The sequence below is a fragment of the Streptomyces sp. NPDC029014 genome (assembly GCF_055564695.1).
The window spans coordinates 90,816-112,854 of record NZ_JBVHVT010000018.1; the positions used below are offsets into that span (position 1 = coordinate 90,816).

The window sequence follows — 22,039 nt, forward strand, 5'->3', positions numbered from 1 at the left end:
CACCCGGTGTGCTGGGCGGGGCACGGCACTAGCGACCGTCGGGGTCCAGGAGGCGGAGCTCGTCCTCGGAAAGGCGCAGCGCGCCCGCGGCGATGTTGTCGGCCAGGTGGTCCGGGTCGCCGGTCCCCGGAATCGCCAGGACGTGGTCCCCGAGGTGGAGCGTCCACGCCAGCCGCACCTGGGCCTGGCTCACCCCGCGGGCGTCCGCGATGGCGGAGACGGCGGCGGCCGCGGCGTCGGCGGCGGCGTCGGAGGTGGAGGCGGTGTCCGGGGCGGCGTCGGAGGGGTGCAGGCCGGCCTCGCGGCGCGACCCGGCCAGCGCGTAGAACGGGACGTACGCGACGCCCCGTTCACCGCAGAGCCGTACGAACTCCCGCTGCTCGGCCCGCTGCTCGGGGGCGAAGCCGAGACCGTACGCGTTCTGCACGCAGACCACCGGGGCGATGGCCTGTGCTTCGGTGAGGTGGTGGGGCCGGACGTTGGACAGGCCCAGGTGACGGATGAGCCCGGCCTCGCGCAGCTCGGCCAGCGCGCCGAAGCGTTCGGCGATGGACCCGGTGCCGACGATGCGCAGGTTGACCACGTCGAGGTGGTCCCGGCCCAGCTCGCGCAGGTTCTGCTCGACCTGCCCGCGCAGCTGCTCGGGGGTGGCGTGGGGCATCCAGGAGCCGGACGGGCCGCGGCTCGGCCCGACCTTGGTGGTGATGACGAGGTCGTCCGCGTAGGGCGCGAGCGCACGGTTGATCAGTTCGTTGGCGGAGCGCAGGCGGGAGAAGTAGAAGGCGGCGGTGTCGATGTGGTTCACGCCCAGCTCGACCGCGCGGCGCAGTACGCCGATCGCGCGGTCGCGGCCGCTCGGGGCCGCGGCGGGGTCGAAGGCGGCGCCGTCCTGGGTGATCCGCATCGCGCCGAAGCCGATCCGGTTGACGCGGAGGTCGCCGAGGTTCCAGGTGCCCGAGGCCGCTGCGGTGATCTTCTGTGGGGTCATGCCGGAATGATCAACGGTCGATAGGGTGGGCCGCCAATGATTCCGTTCCAGCTGAATCCGCGGCGGGGCGGCGGGACGTCGGGGCGTCGGGGCGGCGGAAGAGGGGGCGGGGGACTGTCATGGGCCGGCCGACGGTGCTGTCGTTCTCGGCGGACGATCTGGCGCGGACGCGGTTCGCCGTGTCGCCGATGTGGCAGTTGATGGCTGCCTTCCGGCTGCTGGCCCGGTCCTGGGGCGAGGCGCCGGGGCCGGGTCCGGCGCCGGGTCCGGCGGCTGGTGGGCGGGTGGCCGGGCATGCCGGGCATGCCGTGCACGGGCCGTGGCTGGCGCAGGTGGGGCCGCGGGTGGCCGCGGCCGGCCTGGACCGGGGTTGGCTCGCCGAGCTGATCCCGGCCGCCTCCCGCTACGCCCCCGACTTCCTCACCCCGGCGCCCTCCGGTCCGGCACCCGCACTGGAGCAGGAGCTCGCCGCGGTCACCGCGACTCCGGCGGAGCGGGTGCGCCGGGACCTCGAACACCTCGGGCGGCACCAGGGCCGGCTCGGCCCGCGGCTGCGCGCGCTGCACGCGGATCCGCGCGGCCGGCTGGCCCGGGTCGCGGAGGAGGCCGAGGCCTTCTGGGAGCTGGCCCTCTCCCCGTACTGGGCCCGGATCCGGGCCCTGCTCGACGCCGACGTCCTGTACCGGGCCCGGCAGTCCGCCGAGCACGGCGCCGCCCGCCTCCTCACGGACCTGGACCCGCAGGCCGACTGGGACGGCGTCGCCCTGCGGCTGGCCCCTCCGCGGTCCCCGCAGCGCGCGCTCAGCCGGGAGGCGGCGGGGCCGGGGCTGCTGCTGATCCCCTCGGCGTTCAAGGCCTCCGGCCTCTCCACCCGGGTGGCGCCGCCGGACCCGCCCCAGCTCGTCTATCCCGCGCGGGGCACCGGCTCCCTGTGGGAGACGCGGTCCCGGACCGCCTCCGCGGCCCTGGCGGTCGTCCTCGGGCGGTCGCGCAGCACGCTCCTGGCGGAGCTGGACAGCCCGGCCTCCACCACCGAGCTCGCCGACCGTACGGGCCTCTCCCCGGCGCGGGTCTCCCAGTGCCTGACCGCACTGCGCGACGCGGGCCTGGCCAGCGCCCACCGGGCCGGCCGGACGGTGCTGTACGCCCGTACCGCCGCGGCCGAAGCCCTGCTGGCCGCGGCCGCGGACGCACCGGGGGGTGCGGCGGGAGGCCGGCCGGGCCGGGCGCAGGGGCCGGGGCCGGCTATGGCTATGGGTTAGCTGTCGGGGTCAGTGCCCGGTGGCGGGGGTCGCCGGGCGCGCTCGGGCCCGGGCCCGGTCCTCGCGGGCCGCCTGCTCGGGGTGGCGGGCCCGCCAGTACGGGTTGTCGTGCGGCAGGGCGCTGCCCACCCGCCCGTACATCCCGAACCACATCAGCATCACGCCGACGACGAAGCTGAACAGCACGTTCTGGATCTCGAAGGCGAGGAAGTTCAGCCCCGTGTCCAGCAGGGCCAGGTTCACGAACCCGCTCGCGATGAAGGCCAGGCCGAGCACGATGTTGATCGTCGACGCGAAGTTCCCGCCGATCACCATCCCGATGAAGAGCAGCAGGCCGACACAGATCGACAGGACGCTCAGCGCGCCGTTGGTGTTGAGGGAGAGCACCCGGTCGCCGCCGGTGTCGAAGAACCCGATCCGGTTCATCAGCCCGAGGATCCCGAAGACGACGAGCAGGATCCCCGTCAGACCGGCACCGACCCGGTACACCGTGCTGAGCTTGTGGTCGACGGGCAGGTGCTCGTCGAGCTGCGCCTCGACGGGGTGCACCATGCGGCGCACGCGGCGCCTCAGCCGGTGGGTCTCCTGCGGCACCTGCGGCCCGTAGGGCTCGTGGGGTACGTAGGGCGCGTAATTCTCATGGGCCTCGTGACACCCGTAGGCGGCGTGAGGCGCATATCCCTCACGCGGCGCAGCAGCTGCCGCGGAAGCAGACGCTGCTTGAGACGCACGAGCCCTACGGGAAGAACGAGCCGTGTGGGAAGTGTGGGCAGCCATCCCGCCCTCCTCTGCTCCGTCCCTGTCCCTCCCAGCATCCGCCGATGCCCACCCCCGGACAACTCCTGCCCGGTCGCACCCGGGCCGTGCCCCGGCCGTGCCCCGCCCGGCTCAGCCGCTGGCGCGCCGGCCCCGCAGGTCGGCCACCACCCGGCCCACCACCGCCCGGACGTCCTCCATCTCCTGGAGGAAGTGCCAGTAGTCGGGGTGACGTCCCTCCAGCGAGGCCAGCGCCCGCTCGACCCGGGCCACCGACTCGTCCAGCGGTCCCGCGTGCCGCGGATCGGGCACGCTGCGGCCCTCCATCGCCAGCCGCTGCGCGTCCCGGATCACGAACCGGGTCCGCTGCACCTCCTGCTGCGGGTCCCGGGCCACCGCCTCCAGCCGGGTCAGCCGGTCCTGCGCGGCCGACACCGCCTCGTCGGTGGAGTCCAGGGCCGCCCGTACCGCGTCGATCAGCGCCGTCACGTCCGCCCAGCGCTGTTCCTCCCGCGCCCGCCCGGCCTCCCGCAGCTGCTCCTCCACCCGTGCGACATCCCGTACGGCCTGTTCCGGCACGTGCTGCAGGTCCTGCCAGCACGCCGCGCTGAACCGGCGGCGCAGCTCGCTGAGCACCGGATCCACCCGGTCCGCCCGGTTGCCCAGCGCCTGCGCCCGGGTCCGCAGGCTGACCAGCCGCCGGTCGATCTCCGCTGCCCGCTCCGGCAGCCGCGCCAGCTCGGCGCGTATCGCCTCGGCGTCCCGCAGGATCCGGTCGGCGCGCTGCAGGGTGTCCTGCACCCCGTGCTGGGCGACGCCCTGGTTCAGCAGGGTCAGCTCTGGCCCGAGCGCAGCCAGCCGCGCCGCCAGGTCATCGGCCCGCATCCCCGTCCCGCGGACCTCGTCCAGCGCCGTGCTCGCCGCCAGCAGCGCCGCCTTCGCCCGCTCCCGGGCCGGCGCCACCCGCGCGAGCTGCGTCTCGGCCCGGTCCAGCAGCGGCTGGATGCCCTGAGCAAAGCGATCCAGCTCCGCCTTGGCCCGTACGAGCTCCTCGCGGGCCCGCGTCAGCTGGTCCCGCGCCCGCGCCGCGACGGCACCGTCCAGCTCGGGCCGGTCCAGGTCGTGCGCGTCGACCGCCTCGATGTACACGTGGCTGGCCTGGTCGATCCGCCGCCCCAGCGCGGCGAACCCCTCGCCCGCCTGCCGCGCCGCGGGCGAAGCGTCCGCGGCCGCGATGGTCTCGATCGAGATCCGCAGATCCCGCTGCGCCGTGTCCAGCTCGTAGAACGCTGCAGCCGCGGCGTCCTTGGCCGCCTGGGCGTCCGCCCGCCGACTGTCGTCCCGCCCACCGAACCACCGCCGGGATGCCGTCGTCACAATCCCTCTCCCGTACCGCGCCCGCCTCCGCCATGCCCGGTCCATTCTCTCCCACACGAACGGGTTTGCGTGGGGGGCGTGCCCGCCATGTAGGCTGTCCACTCATCCACGGGTGCGTAGCTCAGGGGTAGAGCGCTGCTCTTACAAAGCAGATGTCGGCGGTTCGAAACCGTCCGCGCCCACCAGTCAAGAGGCCCCCAACCGATCACGGTTGGGGGCCTTTGACGGCTACAGGTGACGGCAGTCGCCTACTCGGCCGACCGCCGCCGGCGCAGCAGCCGGTCCATGTGCCCCATGGTCTCCCGCCTACTGCCGTTGGTCACGGGGGTGTAGATGTTCGTCGTGACGGCGATCTGAGTGTTGCGGGGAGGTTCTGCCGGGCCCCGGCGACCACGTCGGCGTTGTCGAGGCCCACGACGGTGAGTCCGGCCCCGCCGGGGTGGTAGGCGACCGCTACGGCCTGCCGCCACTCGCGGGCCCACGCGGGGACGGTGGCGAGGCCGTCGAACATCCCCCAGTCTCCGATGCCCTTGAGGTCGGCGATCCGGAACTCGACCGTGCGGTCGGGGGCCAGCCACAGGGCGAGCGCGCGCAGGGCGGTGACGACGATCGAGGGGGTGATCGGGGCGTCGGCGTCGTCGCGCTGGCCGGCGGGCATGGCCCACTGGGGGGCAGCCTGTCGCTTGCGGCCCAACGCCCACGGCGCGGCGTGCGCGGCCCACGGGCCGAGGGTGACCAGCGGTCCCCACATCGCGGTGACCAGGCGGATCAGCTCGATTGCCGCGGCGAGCGGGCCGACGACGTAGCTGATGTCCCTGTGGGCGATGGCCAGCACGATGCCCAGGGCGGGTCGGATCCTCTCCGGCCCTTCCCCGTCGCCGATCCGGAAGGCGCGGGGATCGGGTCCGAACGGTGATGCGCACGGGGGTCCGGTCGGAGCCCGGCGGGCGCATACTGGTCGCAATGACAAAGCCAGCCGCACCGAAGCGCCATCTGCCGAGCAGCCCCTTCAAAGCCCCGACCGTGCCACCCCTCAAGCACTTCGCGGTGGGTGACCTGGTCACGCACGACGTGTACGGACTCGGCCGAGTGATCGGTGTCGAGGACGGAACCGCGACGCTCGTCGATTTCGGCTCGACGCGAGAGCGGATCTTGAGCCCGTACGCCAAGATGATCAAGCTGTAGGACCGTTGTCCCAGACCACGCGGCGACAGAGCCCCGATTCGAGCTTACAAAGCAGAAGTCGGCGGTTCGAAACCGTCCGCGCCCACCGTGCCCCAACGGGCATTTTCCGTGCGAGCGGGCTTCGGGAGCACTTTCCGGGAGCCCGTTTCGTCGTTTCCGGGGGCGGTTCGGGGACGTTTCGGAGCCCCCGGCGGTTGACGGCTTGGGTTTCCGTGGAGCCCGCCGGCCTCGTGATCGTGATGCTCTTGTTGAAGGTGTGCGGCTGGCCGTCGACGTCCACGCAGTTGACCGTGGCGTCGGCCTGCATTCCCTTGCCCTTCAGCGAGTAGGCCTCTTGCACGTCCTCGCCGGAGAGCTGGACCGCCTCGGCCGATGCTTCGGCCCGCGCTGAGGAAGGAGTCGAACATCGTCGAGCTCTGCCCTGCGGCAGTGGGCGAGCCTGCCGGTGGGGCAGCATCCGGCCCCGCAGTGCTCTTTGGGGTGGTGTCGTTTCGGCGGGCTGCAGTCCGGCGTTCGACGCCCGTCAACCGGCTTGCGGATCGCGACTGCTGCGACCGTGGTGACTACAACTCGAGCGTGCGGCTGTCTGTCCACTTTTGCGCTGGTTGTTCTGGTTGGTTGGTCAAATGCCGATGGAACGGCGAACTGGCTTAGTGCAGTTTGCTCCGTCCTGACGGTTTGTCGGTGCCGGGTCGTGCCGTGCGACCCGTGCGCTTCGGGGTGCCCGGCGTGCGCCCCTTTCCGGTCGCTGGAAGGGGGCGCCAGCCTGGTGGGGGTCTACTCGGGAGGGGGCGGGATGACGCAGCCGCGGTGTGGGGCCGTCACGCAGAGTGGTGGGCGGTGCCGGAACAAGGCGATCGGCGGGAGCGGGCAGTGCGCCAAGCACCAGGGGGCCTGGACCGCGTACGGGGTGGCGCAGCGGAAGAAGAAGGAAGCCGAGGACAAGATGCGCAGGCTGCGGAAGAGGAAGTGAGTCCCGGCCGTCAGCGGGGGGTTTTCGGGAGGAGGGTGGCGGCCGTCAGGCCGGTCAGGCCGATCACGGCCAGGGTGATCATGGCGGCGGCGTAGGCGCTGCTGGTCAGGCCCGAGACCAGGATCGTGCCGGCGACCGCCGTGCCGAGGGACGAGCCGAGGTTCGACACGCTGCGGGAGAGGCCGGAGATCTCGCCCTGCTCCTCCTCGGGGAAGCTCGACTGGACGACGTTGACCGACGGGGTCAGCATCACGCCGAGGCCCAGCCCGATCAGCAGCAGCCCCGGGGCCAGCGCCCAGGGGTTCGGGGTGCTGCCGGCCAGTGCGATGAGGACGGCGATGCCGGCGATGGTGACGCAGAAGCCGGTCATGATCAGGGTCCGCTGGGGCCGCCGCTCGGCGAGGCGTTCCGCGGCCAGGGACGACACGAGCAGGCCCAGCGTGGCCGCGGTGAAGATGACGCCGGTCTGGATGGCGTCGTAGCCGCGGACGACCTGGAGGTACGCGGCGACCGTGAACGAGGTGCCCATCAGCAGCAGCCACTGCACGTTCTGCGTGACCAGACCCAGGTTGGACGTCCGGTTGTGGAACAGGCTGGTGGACAGCAGCGGCTCATGCCCCGCCCGCTCCTTGGCGCGGATCGAGCGGAAGAACCAGAAGAGGACGAGGGCGCCGAGCACGAGCAGGGCGATCATGAGCCAGACGTTGTTGTCGGCCGCCAGGATGCCCATGACGACGAGGACGAGGCCGACCGCCGAGAGGACCGCGCCGGTGGTGTCGAACGGGCGCGTCGGATCGGGCGGCAGCGGGTCCTCGAGGTGCCGGCTGAGCGCGACGATCACGACGATGACCAGGGCCTGGAACACGAAGGCCGCCCGCCAGCTCAGTGCCGACGTGATGAGCCCGCCGATCAGCGGTCCGGCGGCCGCACCGATCCCGCCCAGCGCCATGATCACGCCGAAGGCGCGGGCGCGTGAGGTCAGGTCCGTGAAGATCAGCGTCGTCAGGATGTACACGGGCGGGATGAGCAGGGCCGTGCCGACGCCCTCCAGGATCGAATTGCCGAGGATCAGCACGCCCAGCCCGGGCGCGGCCGCGCTGAGCAGGGCGCCGACGCCGTAGATCACGAGACCGGCGAGGAGGCAGCGCTTGCGGCCGTAGCGGTCGGTCAGCTTCCCGCCGGGAATCATCAGCGCCGCCATCACCAGCAGGAAAATCGTGATCGCGTTCTGCACGCCCTGCACGGTCGTGTCGAGGTCCTCGCTGATGTCGTTGATCATCACGTTCATGTTGGAGCCGGCGAAGCTGCAGATGAACTGGGCGAGAGCGAGCGGGGCGAGGACCCGACGCTGCTCCTTCGACGGCTTGCTCGAACTACGCGTGTCGGACACCGGTGTCGCCTCCGCGCCTGGGACCGGAAGGGGTCACGGCCGGCCGGCGCGCGGCCCCCGCGCCTCGGCCGCATCGAGCTGCTCGTCGAGCGACAGGGCCGCCGCGATCAACGCGAGATGGGTGAATGCCTGCGGGAAGTTCCCCAGTTGCTCGCCGGAAGGCCCGATCTCCTCGGCGAAGAGGCCGACGTGGTTGGCGTACGTGAGCATCTTGTCGAAGGCGTACCGGGCCTGCTGCAGCCGGCCCGAACGGGCCAGGGCCTCCACGTACAGGAAGCTGCACAGGTTGAACGTGCCTTCGGAGCCGCGCAGTCCGTCCGGCGAGGCCGCAGGGTCGTACCGGTACACCAGGCTGTCGCTGACCAGCTCGCGGTCCATGGCATCGAGGGTGCTGAGCCAGGCCGGATCCCGGGGCGACAGGAAACCGACCCGCGGCATCAGCAGCAGCGAGGCGTCCAACACGTCCGTGTCGTAGTGCTGAACGAACGCCTGCCGCTCGTCGTTCCAACCGCGCTCCACGATCTGCTGGAAGACGCGGTCACGGACTTCCGCCCAGCGGTCGGTGTCCGCGGGACGGGAATGCACGGTGGCCATCCGGATGCCGCGGTCGAACGCGACCCACGTCATCAGCCGGCTGTACGTGAAGTCCTTCTGCCCGCCCCGGGTCTCCCAGATCCCCTCGTCGGGCCGGTCCCAGTTGTCGGCCAGCCAGTTCAGGATGTCGGCGACCGCCTTCCAGCCGCGAATGGCGCCCATGTCGCGGCCCTGGGCCATGGCATCGGCGGCCTCGCCGTAGATGTCGAGCTGCACCTGGTCCGCCGCCGCGTTGCCGGCCCGCACCGGGGCCGAACCCATGTACCCCTCCAGGTGGTCGAGGGTCTCCTCCGTGAGGTGCGGGTCGCCGTCGATCCGGTACATGATCTGCAACGGGGCTCCCGAGGCGGTCCCGCCCGCCTCGAAACGCTCGCGCAGCCAGCGGCGGAAGGCGTCCGCCTCCTCCTCGAACCCCAGGTTGATCAACGCCCCCACGGACAGCGAGGCGTCGCGGACCCACGTGTAGCGGTAGTCCCAGTTGCGTTCGCCGCCGACCTGCTCCGGCAGCCCCATCGTGGCCGCGGCGATCGGCGCGCCGGTCGGGGCGTACGTCAGCAGCTTGAGGGTGATCGCCGAACGGTTCACCATGTCGTGCCAGCGCCCCCGGTACGTGGAGGACCGCAGCCAGGTCTGCCAGAACGCCCGGCAGTCCTCCAGCTCGGCGGTGACCCCTTCCCTGGACGGCGGGGCGGGGGCGGGTCCACCGCCCGCCGTGCTCGTCAGCACCACCGCCGCCGCTTCGCCGGCCCGGAGCGTGAAGCCGGCCGCGAGGTCGTCGCCGTCCGCCCGGAGGGTGAGGGGTGCGGTGGCCTGGACGTGGAGGTCCGTTCCCGGGCCGCGGAAGACCGCTGCCCGCTCGTCGGTCAGCTCCAGGGCGTGCGGGGCCCGCCCGTAGTCGAAGCGGGGGCGGCAACCGAACGAGAACGGCAGGCTGCCCCGCACCACGCGGACCACCCTGACCAGGCGGTGCCGGTCGGTCGGCGTCCTGTCCGTGACCGCGGGCATGAAGTCGACGACCTCGCCGACGCCGCCCGGCGCCAGGAACCGGTTGACCAGCACCGCCGTGTCGGACAGGTACAACTGCCGGACCGTCGAACCGTCCCCCTCCGGGAGGTCCACGGCCAGCCGGCAGAAGCCGCCGCGGTCCGCGTCGAGGAGCGACGCGAAGACGCTGGGGGAGTCGAAACGCGGCGTGCACCACCAGTCGATCGTTCCTCCCGCGGCCACCAGGGCCGCGGTCTGGAGGTTGCCGACCATCCCGTGGTCGGCGATGGGCGGGTATCGGTTCACGGGCCACTCCTGCGCCGGTGCGGGCGTCGTGGGCCGCAGCGCCCACGGTCCCTCATAGCGTGCGCCGCACGTCAGCACGGCGCATCCCGGCGCATCCGCTCGCATCCGGGCGCAGGGGTGTCGGTGACGGGCAGGGCCGTGGGATGGTCGGGGGATGGGCGAGTGGGGTGTCGTGGGGGCGGCTCTGCTGGGGGTCGCCGGCGTGCTGGCGGTGTGGGAGAGGAAGGCGGGGGCCGGATTCGAGCAGCGGCGGGAGGCCGAGCGGGCCCGGCTCGTCGCGCAGCTCGCCGAAGCAGGAGCAGGGGCGGGCGCGGGTGAGGGGACGGGTGAGGGGACGGGGGAAGGTCCGGGTACGGGGGCCGGCTCCGCGGGGAGGACGGCGGCCGGGGATCCGAAGTACGCCGACGTCGGCGGCATCCCGCGCGGGTACGGCCGGGACCGGCCCGAGGTGCGGGGGGACGCCGGCTTCACGGCCGTACTGGTCGAGTACTACGCGTACGGGCTGGCGCAGGCGCGCAGCAGTTTCGCCACCAGCCAGCGGTTCGCCGGAGTGGGGGCCGCGATCCTGCTGGTCGGCGTCGCCCTCGGCGTCTGGAAGGCGGAGAGCACCGGGGAGCTCTACCTCGGGATCGTCATCAGCTCGGTCGGCGTGGTCGTCACCCTCGTCGGGCAGCTGTTCCACCGGCGCGCCGACATCGCGCTGCGGCACATGGCCGACCAGACCGCCGCCCTGCGGGAGGACCGCCGGGCCGCCGCGGCCATGCAGCAGGCCGTCGGGCTGCTGGACGAGGTGGCCGACCCCGAGCTGCGCGCCCGGCTACAAGCCGGCCTGATCATGAAGTTGTCCGGGGCCGAGCTGCCCCGCTAGCGGGATAGTGGGGGTATGTGCCGTTCCATCAAGACCCTGCGCCCGCCCGCCATCCCCGAGAAGGCCACCGAGGAGGAGATCCACGCCGCCGCGCTGCAGTACGTGCGCAAGGTGTCCGGCTTCCGGGCACCCGCCGCGCACAACCAGGAGGTCTTCGACGCGGCCGTGACCGCCGTCGCCGACGCGACGCGCGACCTGCTGGACGGGCTCCGGGTGCGCGGCGCCACCACCGCACCGGCCGCCGCCACCGCCCCTGCCCAGTAGTGCTGTGACCGGAAAGGTTCACCACCTCGCGACGCCCGGCACGGCACCTCGCCGCGTTGTCGGACCGCGCGAGTACGTCCCGTACGAGCCGCGGCCCTCCGCCTTGCGATGCACCGCACCGGACGTCGCGAGGCGGCAAACCTTTCAGGCCACAGCACTAGACCGAGGGGACCGCGGCCGGGGCCGGCGCGGCCGGCCCGGGACGCGACAGGGGGGTAAGGGGACAGGGGCAGGTCAGGACGTACGGGCCCGGCGGCGCAGGATCCAGATGCCGGCGCCCAGCGCGCTCGCCGCGAGGGTGCCGCCGATCGCGATCTGGGCCGGGCTCACCGTGCCGATGCTGCCGCCCTGGCCGCCGCGGGCCGCACCGGGGGCGACCTGGAGGGAGACGGTGATGCGCGTCCCGCCGAAGTCACCGCACTCGAAGGTGACGGGGTGCACGCCCGTGGAGGCGCCGCGCAGGATGGTGGCGCTCCCGGACAGGATGTCGGAGCTGCTGCCCCCCGACAGCCGCACCTCGCCGAACGCGCTCGACGCGGCCCGCGCGCTGCCGGCGCCGCAGCCCCGCAGGCCGAGGAGGACCCGGCTGCCGGGGGCGACGGTGGTCGGGGACACGTTGGCCGAGAGGTTGGGGCCGCTGACGGCATGGGCGGCGGGGAGCGGAGCGGCAGCGGTGGCGGCGACTGCGAGCGTCGCGGCCGCGAGGCTCAACAGCGGGCGGTTCGACGGCTTGGCAGGCATGGCGAGAACTCCCTCGGGCTCCTCGAAACGGCGCGGCCAGGCCACGGATGTGACGCGGATTCGGTTGCGCACCGTGCTGTGGACGTTAGGAGCCCGAGCCGCCGACGGCGATCGGGGCCGGGTGAACGGGTGACTCGCTGCGCCACCCGGGGGAACCGCGGGGGCGGAACGTTACGCCGTCGGCGCCGCTGCGGGGGCCGGGCGGCGGATGACGAACGCGGCGAGGGCGCCCGCGGCGAACAGGGCGACCACCGAAACGGCGGTGCCGAGCCAGGCCGCACCGAGCCACTGGGTGCCGTAATAGCCGAAGGCCACGCTGTAACCGGCCCAGGCCATGCCCGCCAGGGCCGACCACGGCAGGAACTCCCGCACCTTGCGGTGCGTCTTCCCCGCCCCCAGCGACACCACCGAACGGCCGGCCGGAGCGAAGCGGGCGATCACGACCAGGGCGCCGCCGCCCCGGGCCAGGGCCGTACCCAGGCGCTCCTGGGCCAGCGTCAGGCGCCGGGAACGGGCGATGGCCCGCTCCAGCCGGTCGCCGCCGCGCCGGGCCAGCCGGAACGCCGCCATGTCACCCAGCACCGAAGCGGTCGTCGCGATCAGCAGGAGTGCCGCGATGTCCGGGACCTGCTCCGGCACCGGAACCGGCCCCGCCGCCCCGGCGGCAGCCGCAGCCGCCGCCGCGGTGATCACCAGCACCCCGCTCGGCAGCACCGGAAGGAACACGTCGAGCACCACGGACAACGCCACCACGGCGTAGATCCATGGGCTCGCGGTCAGCGACCCCAGACTCTCCCACAAGACGAGACCCCCCGGTCCGGTTGACGTGCCTCGGCACGAGGCGCCGCGACGTCGCGCGGAAGCGGCAGGGGCGGCTTGACAGCCACACAGCGTACGCCGGGCACCGCCGCCCCGGACGGCCGGGGGCGCCCCAGCCGCCCGCGCGTCAGCCGCAGGGGCCCGTGGGCCCGCGACCGCCCCTCACCGCGCTCAGGGCTCCGGCGTCAGCCGGCGGTCCAGGACCGTCACCAGCCGGGCGCCCGCGCCCACCCGGCCGCCCCGCCACCGCCGTTTTCCGCCCGCCCGGCGCGCCTGCTCCAGCCGCAGCCGCGCCACCCGGCCCGACAGCGACAGCGTCATCAGCTGGTTCCCGAACCAGGGGCCGCCCGTACGCCGCCAGCTCAGCGGAGGACGGCCCGTCCTCCCGTGCCGCGACAGACCGCGCCCCAGCCAGCGGCCGAGCCGCGACCAGCCCAGCCGGAACCCCCACCGCACCACCGCCGGAATCGAGTTGTGCACCGGCGAGCACGTCAGCTGGAACAGCCGCGCCGTACTCGGTATTCGGGGCTCGGCCACGTACGCGTGGTGCACGTCCCCCGACAGCACCGCCACCGTCGCCGGCGCCCGCGGCCCCGTCCCCACCTCCTCGATCAGATCACTGAGCGCCTTGAACGAGGCCGGGAACGCCGCCCAGTGCTCCAGATCGCTGCGCCGCCGCAGGTCCTCGCCGATCCGCGCCCAGCGGGGCCCGCGCTCACCGCGGCACAGCGCGGCGTTCCACACCTCCGCGTCATGGATCAGCGGCGGCATCAGCCACGGCAGGGAGGACCCGATCAGCAGGTGGTCGTATCCCCCGTGGCCGGCCAGGGCGTTCTCCCGGAGCCACTCCTGCTCGGCCGGGTCGAGCATGGCCCGCCCGTCCTCGGCGAGCACCCGCGCCGCCCGCGTGTCCACCATCAGCAGCCGCGACCGGCCGAAGTCGCGCCGGTAGCTCCAACGCACCGAGCTCGGATCGGCGTCCGCCGCGGCGGCGAAGGCGCGCAGCGCGTCCGTACCGTCCGCGTCCTTGCACACCGCCTGGTACAGCGCATCGGCAGCGAGCTCGGAGGGCGAGAGATTGCCCAGGTGCTGGTACACCCAGTACGACATCAGCCCGCTGATCACCCGCTCCTGCCACCACGGCGTCGCCCGCATCTCCGCGAGCCACGCGGCGCTGGTGTTCCAGTCGTCCACGACGTCGTGGTCGTCGAATATCTGGAGGCTGGGGACCGTCGACAGGAGCCAGCGGATCTCCGGGTCCAGCCAGGACTCGTAGTAGAGGCGGGTGTACTCCTCGTAGTCCGCGACCTGCGCACCGGGCGCCTCCCGCAGGTCGCGGCGGGCCGTCAGCCACTGCCGGGTCTCCCGGGACAGCTGGTCCGCGTACACCTGGTCGCCCAGGAGCAGCAGGACGTCGGGGCGCGGCTCCTGCGGGGCGGCGGCGAGCTGCGCCGCGAGGGTGTCGAGCGCATCCGGCCCGTGCGGCCCGTGCCGGTCGGCCGGCGGGGCGGCCTGCCGGCAGGACCCGAACGTGATCCGCAGGCCGGGGCCGGGGCGACCGGCATCCGCCGTGGCGGGGGTGCTGATCGTGCTCGGCGGGAACGCGCTGTCGGGCAGCGGCCAGACCCGCACCCCGTCGAGCAACACCTCGTACGAGGTCGTGGTCCCCGGGGTCAGGCCGGTCACCGGCACCAACGCGTAGTGGTGTCCCGCTATCTGGAACGTGCGCACACTGCCGGCGGCCCCGTCGGCGCAGCGCACCTCGGCCGTGCACGGGCGGTCGGTCTCGACCCATATCGTGGCCGAACCGCCCGTGTTCCAGTCGACGTGGCGCAGCAGTGGCCCCAGGCGCAGCGTGCCCATGGAACTCCCCCTCCTCCGTAACTTCGATCACGGTACGACGGCGAGGGGGAGCCTGGCCTCCCCCTGGTGGGGGAATTCGGGCGAGGGCCGGCAGACGGCCGGAAGCGGCTGCGCCCGCGGCCGGTCCGCAGGGGGCTGTCAGCAGCCGTTCAGGACGTTCACCAGGGCCGTCTTCTCGGCGGAGTCCATGCTCAGGCCCCAGTACTGCTTCACGTGGACCCACATGCGGGCGTAGGTGCAGCGGTAGGAGGTGGTGGACGGCAGCCACTCGGCCGGGTCCTGGTCGCCCTTGGCCTGGTTGACGACGTCGGTGACCGCGATGAGCTGAGGGCGGGTGAGGTCGTTGGCGAACTGCTGGCGCTTGGAGGTGGTCCAGGAGTTGGCCCCGGAACGCCAGGCCTCGGCGAGCGGGACGACGTGGTCGATGTCGAGGTCGGCCGCCGCGGTCCAGGTGGCGCCGTCGTACTCGGAGTACCAGTTGCCGCTGACCGAGGCGCAGTTGGCGTCGGTGACGACGTTGCGGCCGTCCCGCTTCAGGACGGTCTCGCGGGTGTTGCAGCTGCCGGAGACGGTGCTCCAGTGCGGGAACAGGCTGCGGCTGTAGCCGCTGGTGGAGCCCTCGGCGCGGGGGGTGACGGTGGCGAGGTAGGCGCGGGCCGCCGAGGCGCTGATGGGGGTGGGCGGGGCGGCCTGTGCGACCGGGGCGTTCACGAGGGAGGTGAGGGCGGCAAGCGCAACGGTTGACGCGAGCACGCCAAGGCGACGCGCGTAGACGGAGGGTATGCGGGCCGAAAGGGCCATGGGGATGCTCCCTGGGTGCGGGGGGTGTGCGGCCGGGTGGCCCCCGTAGGGGGCATGGCCAGGGTGGCGGTGCCGGATTGCGTGACGGCGGGCGCAAGGTTACAGGGGTGCGACATGGGCACGTCACGTTCGGGGGCCCAACTTTCCTGCAAAAAACGGAAGTTGAAGTTCCGGAGGTGTGGGAGGCGTGTCGGAAGGGGGCGCAAGTGACCAAAGTCCTGGTCCGGACCGCCTCGGGCTCCCGTATGCTGGTCAGAGCAGAAGGGGAGTAGCTCTTCGCCGGACCGTCGACATACTGCTGGGTCACCCAGCCGGCGCCCGGAGGCAGGCAGCCGCACGCGCGGGGTCCGCCAGCGAGACCTTCGGCCGCAGTGTCCTGTCCAGGTTCACCTGCATCCGTCCGTGCCCGGACGTATGCGCGTGAACACCGTCAGGGCGCCGCCGAGCCGAAGCGAACCCTGACACACCCCAGGTCTCTCGGAACCGGCGGCGCCCGCCCCGCCCACCGATCGAGGTCCCATCCCCGTGTTCAGCGCGAACTTCAGCATTGCCGTCACGGCCATCGCGTTCGGCGTCGTCTTCCTCGCCGAGCTCCCCGACAAGACGGCCCTCGCCGGCCTGATGCTCGGCACCCGCTACCGCGCCTCCTACGTCTTCGCCGGCGTCGCGGCCGCCTTCGCCGTGCACGTCGCACTCGCCATCGCCGCGGGCAGCGTCCTCACCCTGCTCCCGCACCGGCTCGTCCAGGCCGTGGTCGGCGTCCTCTTCCTCGCGGGTGCGGCCATGCTGCTGCTGAAGAAGAGCGACGACGACGAGGAGGTCAAGGCACCCGCCGACCAGTCCTTCTGGAAGGTCTCCGGGGCCGGCTTCATGCTGATCCTCGTCGCGGAGTTCGGCGACCTCACCCAGATCATGACCGCCAACCTGGCCGCCCGGTACGACAACCCCGTCTCGGTCGGCATCGGCGCCGTGCTCGCCCTGTGGGCGGTCGCGGGCATCGGCATCCTGGGCGGCCGCACCCTGATGAAGTACGTGCCGCTGCGCCTGATCACCAAGGTCGCGGCCGCCGTCATGGCCGCCCTTGCCGCGTTCTCCCTGTACGAGGCGATCGCGGGCTGAGCTGACGGGAGGGCCGCGGCGCGGTGCGGGGCGCCGGCGGGCCGGGGCGTCCCCCGGCGTCCGGCGACGGCTGACGCGCCCCGGGAGCTTCTGTGGAGCGGGGTTTCGGGGTGCGTCCGGGAGCGTCAGGCTGTGGGCGTCAGGGTGAGGTGGATCGCGCCGGTCGGGGTCGTGGTGACGCGGACGGCGATCAGGTCGGGGACGTGGGCCGTCGGGGCGTGCTCGGCGGCGCGGGGGCCGATGCCGATCACGCGCATTCCGGCGGCGCGGCCGGCGGCTATGCCCGCTCCCGAGTCCTCGAAGACGATGCAGTCGGCCGGGTCGACGCCCAGTTCGGCGGCGCCCTTGAGGAAGCCCTCGGGGTCCGGCTTGCTGGCCCCCACGCACTCGGCCGTGACCCGCACGTCGGGCATCGGCAGGCCGGCCGCGGTCATCCGGGCCGTGGCCAGGGCCGCGTCGGCGGAGGTGACCAGGGCGTGCGGCAGCCCGCCGATCGCCGCCATGAACGCCGAGGCCCCGCCGACCGGGACCACGCCCTCCGTGTCGGCGGTCTCCCGCGCGAGCATGACGGCGTTCTCCGCGTAGTTGACCTCCATCGGGCGCTCCGGCAGGAGGACGGCCATCGTGGCGTACCCCTGACGGCCGTGCACCACCTTGAGGGCGGCCTCCGGGTCCAGACCGTGCGAGACCGCCCACTCGCGCCAGCAGCGCTCGACCACCGCGTCCGAATTGACCAGCGTGCCGTCCATGTCCAGGAGCAGGGCCTTGGCGGTGAGGACGACGGGGGAGGGGGTGGTGCTGGCCGGCATCGGCGGGGCTCCAGACGGGGCGGGAGAAGAGAACAAGTGGTTCCGTCCACCGGTCAGGGAATGCGGACGGAACCACTTTGTTCCTACACGATACAAAACAAGGGGCGGTGTGCGCCACCGCGGGGTCGGAACGTCAGCCGAGACCCTCCAGAACCTTGCGCGTCTGCGGGCCGTACACGCCCTCCGGGTCGCCCTTGACGTCGTTCTCCCACTGGAACCAGGCGACGGCGTTCTCGGTGCGGTCGTCGTACTTGCCGTTGTACTTGCCCCGGTACAGGCCCTGGGCCGCGAGTTGCCGCTGGAGCTTCTCCACCTCGGGGCCGCTGTCGCCGTGGCGCAGCGTCGGCCCCTTCGGGGCCGGCGGGGAGCTGCTCGCCGGACGCGGGGCGGACGACGGGCTCGGCGGCGATGCGGGTGCCGAGGAGCGGGAGGCGCCGGGCGACGCCGACGCCGCTGTGGAGGGGCTGGCGGACTTGGTGGCCGACGCCTTGCGGGACGGAGCCGCCGAGGTGGTCGCCGTCTCCGCCGGATCGGTCGGCGCCACGCTGGCCGCCGGCCCCGTCGGCTTCGCGTCCAGGAGGACCGTGTCGCTGTCGGCGGAGCGCGGCAGCATGCCGAACGCCAGGGTCGCCGTGCCCACCGCCACCACCGTCCCGGCACCGGCGAGGACCGTGGGGAGGCGGCGCCGACGGGAGCCCGACGAGGACCGCTTCCCGGGGGCCCCACCCCCACCCCCTCCCTCTCCCCTTCCCCTTCCCCTTCCCCGGAGCGTGCCGAGTTCGCCCAGGTCGTGCGGGGCCGGCAGTGGCGCCGTCTGGGCAGGCCAGGACGCCTGCGGCGGGGTGTCCGGCCAGACCGCGGGTGTTCCGTACGCAGGGGTGGCGTCCCCGTGCGCAGCCGTAGCATCCGGGTGGGCGGGGGCGTGGGCGTCGGCGTGCGCTGGATCGGTCACCGCGCCGTACACGGGCTGCGCCGGCGGTATCGGCGGCATCGGTGGCGCGGGTGGTATCGCCTGCGGCGGCTGAGTCGTCAGCGGGTCCGGCTCGCCGGGATGGGGCAGCGATACGTACGGGCGGATACGCAGTGGCTCGAAACCGCCCCCCGGTCCTCCCGGTGCGCACTCACAGCCGACGCCCCTGGCGTCGCAATCTGGACAGCGCTCAGCGCTCACTGGACTCCCTCCCTGGCCATTGCCTGCGATTATGCAGACCCGTCAACGGCCGCCCAACCCGCCCGAGAGGCCATAACCGGACACACCGCTCAGGATGGAAATGTTGACCCGGCCTGAGGAGGAGAGGATGGCTGGCGAAGTCACCAAGGGCGCCGCAGATCCCGTTTCCGGTCCGGGAAAGTCCGGCCCCGCCGCCGAACACGCCTCCCGTGAGGTCCTCGCCTCCATCGGCGCGCTCATGCTGGGCCTGCTGCTCGCCGCCCTCGACCAGACGATCGTCTCCACCGCCCTGCCGACGATCGTCAGCGATCTGGGCGGAATGGAGCACCTGTCCTGGGTCGTCACCGCGTACCTGCTCGCCTCCACCGCCGCGACGCCGCTATGGGGCAAGCTCGGCGACCAGTACGGGCGCAAGAAGCTGTTCCAGGGCGCCATCGTCCTCTTCCTCGTCGGATCCGCGCTCTGCGGCATCGCCCAGGACATGTCCCAGCTGATCGGGTTCCGCGCCCTCCAGGGCCTGGGCGGCGGCGGACTGATCGTGCTGTCCATGGCGCTCGTCGGAGACATCGTCCCGCCGCGCGAACGCGGCCGGTACCAAGGCCTCTTCGGAGCCGTGTTCGGCGCGACCAGCATCCTCGGACCGCTCCTCGGCGGCCTGTTCGTCGACCAGCTGTCCTGGCGCTGGGTCTTCTACATCAACCTCCCCATCGGTCTCGTCGCACTCGCCGTCATCTCGACGACCTTGCACATCCCGGGTCGCCGCTCGAAGCACACCATCGACTACCTCGGCACGTTCCTCATCGCATGCGTCGCCACCTGCCTCGTCCTCATCGCCTCCCTCGGGAGCAACTGGGGCTGGGGATCGGCGCGGATCATCGGCCTCGCCGTCCTCAGCGCCGTGCTGCTCGTCGCGTTCGTCCTCGTGGAGCGCAGGGCCGCCGAACCCGTCCTTCCGCTCGGTCTCTTCCGCATCCGCACCTTCACCCTCTGCTCGGTGATCAGCTTCATCGTCGGGTTCGCGATGTTCGGCGCGATGGTCTACCTCCCGACGTTCCTGCAGGTCGTGCAGGGCGTCTCGCCGACCCTGTCCGGTGTCCACATGCTGCCGATGGTCCTCGGCATGCTCATCGCCTCCACCGGGTCCGGCCAGATCGTCACCCGCACCGGCCGCTGGAAGGTCTTCCCCATCCTCGGGACCGGGGTCACCGCCATCGGACTCCTGCTGCTGCACCAGCTGCACCGCACCAGCGGCAGCTGGGAGATGAGCACGTACTTCTTCGTGTTCGGCCTCGGGCTCGGCCTGGTGATGCAGGTCCTCGTACTGGCCGTGCAGAACGCCGTCAGCTACGAGGACCTCGGCGTCGCCACCTCCGGAGCGACGTTCTTCCGCTCCATCGGCGCCTCCTTCGGCGTCGCGATCTTCGGCACGGTCTTCGCCCACGGGCTCGACGAGAAGCTCGCCGCCGCCCTCGCCGGGTCCACCATCCCGCCCGGCACGATCGCACAGGTGGAGGCGGACCCCCGGGCCGTCGCGACGCTACCCGCCGACGTGCAGCCCACCGTGCTCGACGCCTACTCCGAATCGATCACGAACGTCTTCCTCTACGCCGTCCCCGTCGTGCTCGTCGCCTTCGCCGTCTCCTGGTTCCTCAAGGAGGACAAGCTGCGCGGCTCCGTGACCGCACCCGACGTGACCGAGACGCTCGCCTCCAATCCCGTCCAGCGCTCCTCCCGCGAGGAGGTCGCCCGCGCCCTGTCGGTCCTGGGCACCCGCGAAGGCCGCCGCCACGTCTACGAGAAGATCACCGAACGGGCCGGGCTGGACCTGCTGCCCGCCTCCAGCTGGCTGCTGCTACGGATCAACCGGTACGGGTCGGTCGAGCCCGCGCTGCTCGCGGAGCGCACCACCGTCCCGGTGAAGGTGATCACCGAGGCCGCCCGCCAGATCGAAGAGCGCAGGCTCGTCGTACGGGACGGGCTGCCGTTGGTCCTGACCGACCGCGGACGCGAGTACGCGGCGAAGCTGGCGCAGGCCCGCGAGGAGTCCCTCGCCACGCTGCTCGGCGACTGGTGGAGTCCCGACCGCCCGACCGATCTGGCCGAACTGGTCAAGGAGATCAACTCCGAGCTCTGCGGCTCCGACGCCGAGGAGCCGTACGACGCGCCCCCGCGCCGCGACCACTCCGCCCACTGACCGCCGCGGCACGGCACGGCGTGCGCTCAGGCCAGGTGCTTCTCGAACCAGTGCTCCGCGTACGGGGCCGAGTTGTACGCCGGTATCTCCGCGTACCCGTTGCGCGCGTACAGGGCGCGGGCCTCCACCAGGTCCGACCGCGTGTCCAGGCGGACGCGCTCGGCGCCCAGGGCCCGGGCCCCGTCCTCCAGGGCGGCGAGCAGCGCAGCGCCGCCGCCGGTGCCGCGGGCCCGCGGGTCCACGTACACCCGGGTCAGTTCGGCGGTGACGGGGTCCAGCACCCGTATGCCGCCGCAGGACAGGGGCGCGCCGTCCAGCCGGCCGACGACGAACTGGCCCGTCGGCGGGACCAGCCCGTCGGCCGGGTCGTCCCGCAGCCCCTCGTCCACCTCGGCCTCGGTCGCGGGCCGCTTCCAGTAGCGGCCGGCGACTTCCGCGGAGAACGCGCGCCGCAGCGCGGTGGCGTCGGGTGTGTCGACGTGTTCGACGGTGACGGTCCAGGTGGCAGTGGCAGTGGCAGTGGCAGTGGCGGTTGTGGTGTCGAGGTCGATGTTCATGGCGTCATTGTGGAATCGCGCCGAGGTCCGTCGCGTGGAATATCCACAGTGGCGGGCCGATGATGGGAAAAGGGTTAAATCGTACCGACGGAGGGCGTGACCGCCATGTCCCAACACCCTGACGCTGCCCTGATCCGCCGCGGCTACGAGGCCTTCGGCAAGGGCGACATGGACACCCTGGGCTCGCTGATGACGGCCGACGTCATCCACCACGTGCCCGGCAGCAACCCGCTGTCAGGCCACCACAAGGGCCGGGAAGCCGTCCTCGACCTCTACCGCCGGCTCGCCGAGGAGACCGGCGGCACCATGGAGGTCGAACTGCACTCCGTGTTGGTGGACGGGCGCGGACACGGCATCTCCCTGCACACCTTCCGTGGCGACCGTGGCGACCGCGGACTGGAGGTCCAGCACGGCCTCTTCTTCACGATCGTCGGCGGGAAGATCAGCGACATCGACGAGTGCACGCAGGACATCGACGAGGAGGACGTCTTCTGGAGCTGACGGCCTCCCCGCCTCCTGCCCGCGCTGCTGCGCCGCCTGCGCTGCCTCCGTTGCCGCGCTGCCTGCGCCGGCCCTGCGTTTTCCCGAGACCCCGCGGGTCAGGCCCCGGCCTTCGGCCCCGCCTGCTGCACGACCTCGAACGACCACACCGTCGACGCCGACGCCGCCGGCTTCGGCCGCTCCCCGGCCCCCGCCTGGCCGCCACCGGACCCGCCCTGGTGCGCCGCCTTCATGGGGCCCTCCATCCACGCCTGGAAGTCCTCCTCGGACCGCCACCGCGTGTAGACCAGGTACTGGTCGGTGCCCTCCACCGGACGCAGCAGTTCGAACCACTCGAACCCGTCCGAACCCTCCACGGTCCCCGCCCGCGAGGCGAACCGCTGCTCCAGCACTTCCCGCTGCTCGGCGGGCACGGTCAGAACGTTGATCTTCACGATGCTCATGACGGCCATCCTAGGGATCCGGCGGGGGATATCGTCGGTCCGGGTAATTCAACGCGGCAGCCGGGCGAAGTCAG

General features: G+C 72.7%; 22 protein-coding genes and 1 tRNA gene. 9 read left to right on the plus strand and 14 right to left on the minus strand.

Going from position 1 to position 22,039, the window contains the following annotated elements:
- Positions 1–28 precede the first annotated feature (28 nt).
- Positions 29–988, minus strand: a complete 960-nt coding sequence (locus ACZ4VL_RS12635) for an aldo/keto reductase (protein ID WP_468198978.1) — start codon at positions 986–988, stop codon at positions 29–31.
- A 119-nt stretch (positions 989–1,107) separates the two neighbouring features.
- Between ACZ4VL_RS12635 and ACZ4VL_RS12640 the strand changes: the two genes are divergently transcribed.
- Positions 1,108–2,250 carry an ArsR/SmtB family transcription factor gene (locus ACZ4VL_RS12640; protein WP_468198980.1) on the plus strand — a complete coding sequence of 381 codons (1,143 nt, stop codon included), beginning with the start codon at positions 1,108–1,110 and terminating at the stop codon, positions 2,248–2,250.
- 9 nt (positions 2,251–2,259) lie between these two features.
- Here the strand turns inward: ACZ4VL_RS12640 and ACZ4VL_RS12645 are convergent, their stop codons facing one another.
- Together ACZ4VL_RS12645 and ACZ4VL_RS12650 are read right to left on the minus strand one after the other, a co-directional pair.
- Positions 2,260–2,802 (minus strand): DUF4383 domain-containing protein, encoded by a 543-nt coding sequence (locus tag ACZ4VL_RS12645; protein WP_468199037.1) that lies wholly within the window; start codon positions 2,800–2,802, stop codon positions 2,260–2,262.
- Between the two features lie 336 nt (positions 2,803–3,138).
- Positions 3,139–4,428: a hypothetical protein gene (locus ACZ4VL_RS12650; protein WP_468198982.1), complete on the minus strand. Its 1,290-nt coding sequence runs from the start codon at positions 4,426–4,428 to the stop codon at positions 3,139–3,141.
- Between the two features lie 65 nt (positions 4,429–4,493).
- On the opposite strand from ACZ4VL_RS12650, the gene ACZ4VL_RS12655 reads away from it, so the two are divergent.
- A tRNA-Val gene (locus tag ACZ4VL_RS12655) sits at positions 4,494–4,568 on the plus strand.
- A 134-nt stretch (positions 4,569–4,702) separates the two neighbouring features.
- Here ACZ4VL_RS12655 and ACZ4VL_RS12660 read toward each other — a convergent pair.
- On the minus strand, positions 4,703–5,218 hold the full coding sequence (locus ACZ4VL_RS12660; RefSeq protein ID WP_468199042.1) for a hypothetical protein: 516 nt from the start codon (positions 5,216–5,218) through the stop codon (positions 4,703–4,705).
- Positions 5,219–5,346: 128 nt separating this feature from the next.
- Between ACZ4VL_RS12660 and ACZ4VL_RS12665 the strand changes: the two genes are divergently transcribed.
- Together ACZ4VL_RS12665 and ACZ4VL_RS12670 are read left to right on the plus strand one after the other, a co-directional pair.
- A complete protein-coding gene (locus tag ACZ4VL_RS12665) occupies positions 5,347–5,568 on the plus strand; it encodes a hypothetical protein (protein WP_468198984.1) in 222 nt (73 codons plus the stop codon).
- 796 nt (positions 5,569–6,364) lie between these two features.
- Entirely contained in the window at positions 6,365–6,541 is a 177-nt protein-coding gene (locus tag ACZ4VL_RS12670; protein ID WP_468198987.1) for a hypothetical protein, read from the plus strand.
- A 10-nt stretch (positions 6,542–6,551) separates the two neighbouring features.
- Here ACZ4VL_RS12670 and ACZ4VL_RS12675 read toward each other — a convergent pair whose 3' ends face one another.
- Together ACZ4VL_RS12675 and ACZ4VL_RS12680 are read right to left on the minus strand one after the other, a co-directional pair.
- The gene (locus ACZ4VL_RS12675; RefSeq protein WP_468198989.1) at positions 6,552–7,931 is read right to left on the minus strand and encodes an MFS transporter; all 1,380 of its coding nucleotides are present in this window, start codon (positions 7,929–7,931) and stop codon (positions 6,552–6,554) included.
- A gap of 33 nt (positions 7,932–7,964) precedes the next feature.
- Entirely contained in the window at positions 7,965–9,815 is a 1,851-nt protein-coding gene (locus ACZ4VL_RS12680; RefSeq protein WP_468198991.1) for a glycoside hydrolase family 15 protein, read from the minus strand.
- Between the two features lie 154 nt (positions 9,816–9,969).
- Between ACZ4VL_RS12680 and ACZ4VL_RS12685 the strand changes: the two genes are divergently transcribed.
- Both ACZ4VL_RS12685 and ACZ4VL_RS12690 read left to right on the plus strand, forming a co-directional pair.
- Complete coding sequence (locus ACZ4VL_RS12685; RefSeq protein WP_468198993.1) at positions 9,970–10,683, plus strand: TRADD-N-associated membrane domain-containing protein; 714 nt, start codon at positions 9,970–9,972, stop codon at positions 10,681–10,683.
- 15 nt (positions 10,684–10,698) lie between these two features.
- The gene (locus tag ACZ4VL_RS12690; protein WP_468198994.1) at positions 10,699–10,947 is read left to right on the plus strand and encodes a DUF2277 domain-containing protein; all 249 of its coding nucleotides are present in this window, start codon (positions 10,699–10,701) and stop codon (positions 10,945–10,947) included.
- Positions 10,948–11,181: 234 nt separating this feature from the next.
- Here the strand turns inward: ACZ4VL_RS12690 and ACZ4VL_RS12695 are convergent, their stop codons facing one another.
- The 4 genes from ACZ4VL_RS12695 to ACZ4VL_RS12710 all read right to left on the minus strand — a co-directional run bounded on the left by ACZ4VL_RS12695 (position 11,182) and on the right by ACZ4VL_RS12710 (position 15,153).
- Positions 11,182–11,688 carry a hypothetical protein gene (locus ACZ4VL_RS12695; protein WP_404243264.1) on the minus strand — a complete coding sequence of 169 codons (507 nt, stop codon included), beginning with the start codon at positions 11,686–11,688 and terminating at the stop codon, positions 11,182–11,184.
- A gap of 171 nt (positions 11,689–11,859) precedes the next feature.
- Positions 11,860–12,489 carry a DedA family protein gene (locus ACZ4VL_RS12700; RefSeq protein WP_468198996.1) on the minus strand — a complete coding sequence of 210 codons (630 nt, stop codon included), beginning with the start codon at positions 12,487–12,489 and terminating at the stop codon, positions 11,860–11,862.
- A gap of 189 nt (positions 12,490–12,678) precedes the next feature.
- A complete protein-coding gene (locus ACZ4VL_RS12705; RefSeq protein ID WP_468198998.1) occupies positions 12,679–14,370 on the minus strand; it encodes an alkaline phosphatase D family protein in 1,692 nt (563 codons plus the stop codon).
- Between the two features lie 138 nt (positions 14,371–14,508).
- On the minus strand, positions 14,509–15,153 hold the full coding sequence (locus ACZ4VL_RS12710) for an HNH endonuclease family protein (protein WP_468199039.1): 645 nt from the start codon (positions 15,151–15,153) through the stop codon (positions 14,509–14,511).
- Between the two features lie 543 nt (positions 15,154–15,696).
- Between ACZ4VL_RS12710 and ACZ4VL_RS12715 the strand changes: the two genes are divergently transcribed.
- Positions 15,697–16,290, plus strand: coding sequence for a TMEM165/GDT1 family protein (locus tag ACZ4VL_RS12715; protein WP_404243271.1), 594 nt, complete (start codon positions 15,697–15,699; stop codon positions 16,288–16,290).
- A gap of 125 nt (positions 16,291–16,415) precedes the next feature.
- Here the strand turns inward: ACZ4VL_RS12715 and ACZ4VL_RS12720 are convergent, their stop codons facing one another.
- Both ACZ4VL_RS12720 and ACZ4VL_RS12725 read right to left on the minus strand, forming a co-directional pair.
- Positions 16,416–17,099, minus strand: coding sequence for an HAD-IA family hydrolase (locus tag ACZ4VL_RS12720; RefSeq protein WP_468199000.1), 684 nt, complete (start codon positions 17,097–17,099; stop codon positions 16,416–16,418).
- A gap of 133 nt (positions 17,100–17,232) precedes the next feature.
- Complete coding sequence (locus tag ACZ4VL_RS12725; RefSeq protein ID WP_468199002.1) at positions 17,233–17,739, minus strand: peptidoglycan-binding domain-containing protein; 507 nt, start codon at positions 17,737–17,739, stop codon at positions 17,233–17,235.
- Positions 17,740–18,397: 658 nt separating this feature from the next.
- Between ACZ4VL_RS12725 and ACZ4VL_RS12730 the strand changes: the two genes are divergently transcribed.
- Positions 18,398–20,464 carry an MDR family MFS transporter gene (locus ACZ4VL_RS12730; RefSeq protein ID WP_468199004.1) on the plus strand — a complete coding sequence of 689 codons (2,067 nt, stop codon included), beginning with the start codon at positions 18,398–18,400 and terminating at the stop codon, positions 20,462–20,464.
- A 26-nt stretch (positions 20,465–20,490) separates the two neighbouring features.
- Here ACZ4VL_RS12730 and ACZ4VL_RS12735 read toward each other — a convergent pair whose 3' ends face one another.
- Entirely contained in the window at positions 20,491–21,021 is a 531-nt protein-coding gene (locus ACZ4VL_RS12735) for a GNAT family N-acetyltransferase (protein ID WP_468199006.1), read from the minus strand.
- Between the two features lie 105 nt (positions 21,022–21,126).
- Here ACZ4VL_RS12735 and ACZ4VL_RS12740 point away from each other — a divergent pair, with 105 nt between their 5' ends.
- Positions 21,127–21,522, plus strand: coding sequence for a nuclear transport factor 2 family protein (locus tag ACZ4VL_RS12740; protein ID WP_468199008.1), 396 nt, complete (start codon positions 21,127–21,129; stop codon positions 21,520–21,522).
- 98 nt (positions 21,523–21,620) lie between these two features.
- Here ACZ4VL_RS12740 and ACZ4VL_RS12745 read toward each other — a convergent pair whose 3' ends face one another.
- Entirely contained in the window at positions 21,621–21,965 is a 345-nt protein-coding gene (locus ACZ4VL_RS12745; RefSeq protein ID WP_361083568.1) for an antibiotic biosynthesis monooxygenase family protein, read from the minus strand.
- Positions 21,966–22,039: the final 74 nt, after the last annotated feature.

What these genes read in the sequence shown, in the direction of transcription:
- ACZ4VL_RS12645 (WP_468199037.1), bottom strand. Translation starts at nt 2,802, where the DNA reads ATGGTGCACCCCGTCGAGGCGCAGCTCGACGAGCACCTGCCCGTCGAC.
- ACZ4VL_RS12685 (WP_468198993.1), top strand. Translation starts at nt 9,970, where the DNA reads ATGGGCGAGTGGGGTGTCGTGGGGGCGGCTCTGCTGGGGGTCGCCGGC.
- ACZ4VL_RS12650 (WP_468198982.1), bottom strand. Translation starts at nt 4,428, where the DNA reads ATGGACCGGGCATGGCGGAGGCGGGCGCGGTACGGGAGAGGGATTGTG.
- ACZ4VL_RS12640 (WP_468198980.1), top strand. Translation starts at nt 1,108, where the DNA reads ATGGGCCGGCCGACGGTGCTGTCGTTCTCGGCGGACGATCTGGCGCGG.
- ACZ4VL_RS12665 (WP_468198984.1), top strand. Translation starts at nt 5,347, where the DNA reads ATGACAAAGCCAGCCGCACCGAAGCGCCATCTGCCGAGCAGCCCCTTC.
- ACZ4VL_RS12740 (WP_468199008.1), top strand. Translation starts at nt 21,127, where the DNA reads ATGTCCCAACACCCTGACGCTGCCCTGATCCGCCGCGGCTACGAGGCC.
- ACZ4VL_RS12670 (WP_468198987.1), top strand. Translation starts at nt 6,365, where the DNA reads ATGACGCAGCCGCGGTGTGGGGCCGTCACGCAGAGTGGTGGGCGGTGC.
- ACZ4VL_RS12705 (WP_468198998.1), bottom strand. Translation starts at nt 14,370, where the DNA reads ATGGGCACGCTGCGCCTGGGGCCACTGCTGCGCCACGTCGACTGGAAC.
- ACZ4VL_RS12730 (WP_468199004.1), top strand. Translation starts at nt 18,398, where the DNA reads ATGGCTGGCGAAGTCACCAAGGGCGCCGCAGATCCCGTTTCCGGTCCG.
- ACZ4VL_RS12695 (WP_404243264.1), bottom strand. Translation starts at nt 11,688, where the DNA reads ATGCCTGCCAAGCCGTCGAACCGCCCGCTGTTGAGCCTCGCGGCCGCG.
- ACZ4VL_RS12745 (WP_361083568.1), bottom strand. Translation starts at nt 21,965, where the DNA reads ATGAGCATCGTGAAGATCAACGTTCTGACCGTGCCCGCCGAGCAGCGG.
- ACZ4VL_RS12735 (WP_468199006.1), bottom strand. Translation starts at nt 21,021, where the DNA reads ATGAACATCGACCTCGACACCACAACCGCCACTGCCACTGCCACTGCC.
- ACZ4VL_RS12690 (WP_468198994.1), top strand. Translation starts at nt 10,699, where the DNA reads ATGTGCCGTTCCATCAAGACCCTGCGCCCGCCCGCCATCCCCGAGAAG.
- ACZ4VL_RS12635 (WP_468198978.1), bottom strand. Translation starts at nt 988, where the DNA reads ATGACCCCACAGAAGATCACCGCAGCGGCCTCGGGCACCTGGAACCTC.
- ACZ4VL_RS12720 (WP_468199000.1), bottom strand. Translation starts at nt 17,099, where the DNA reads ATGCCGGCCAGCACCACCCCCTCCCCCGTCGTCCTCACCGCCAAGGCC.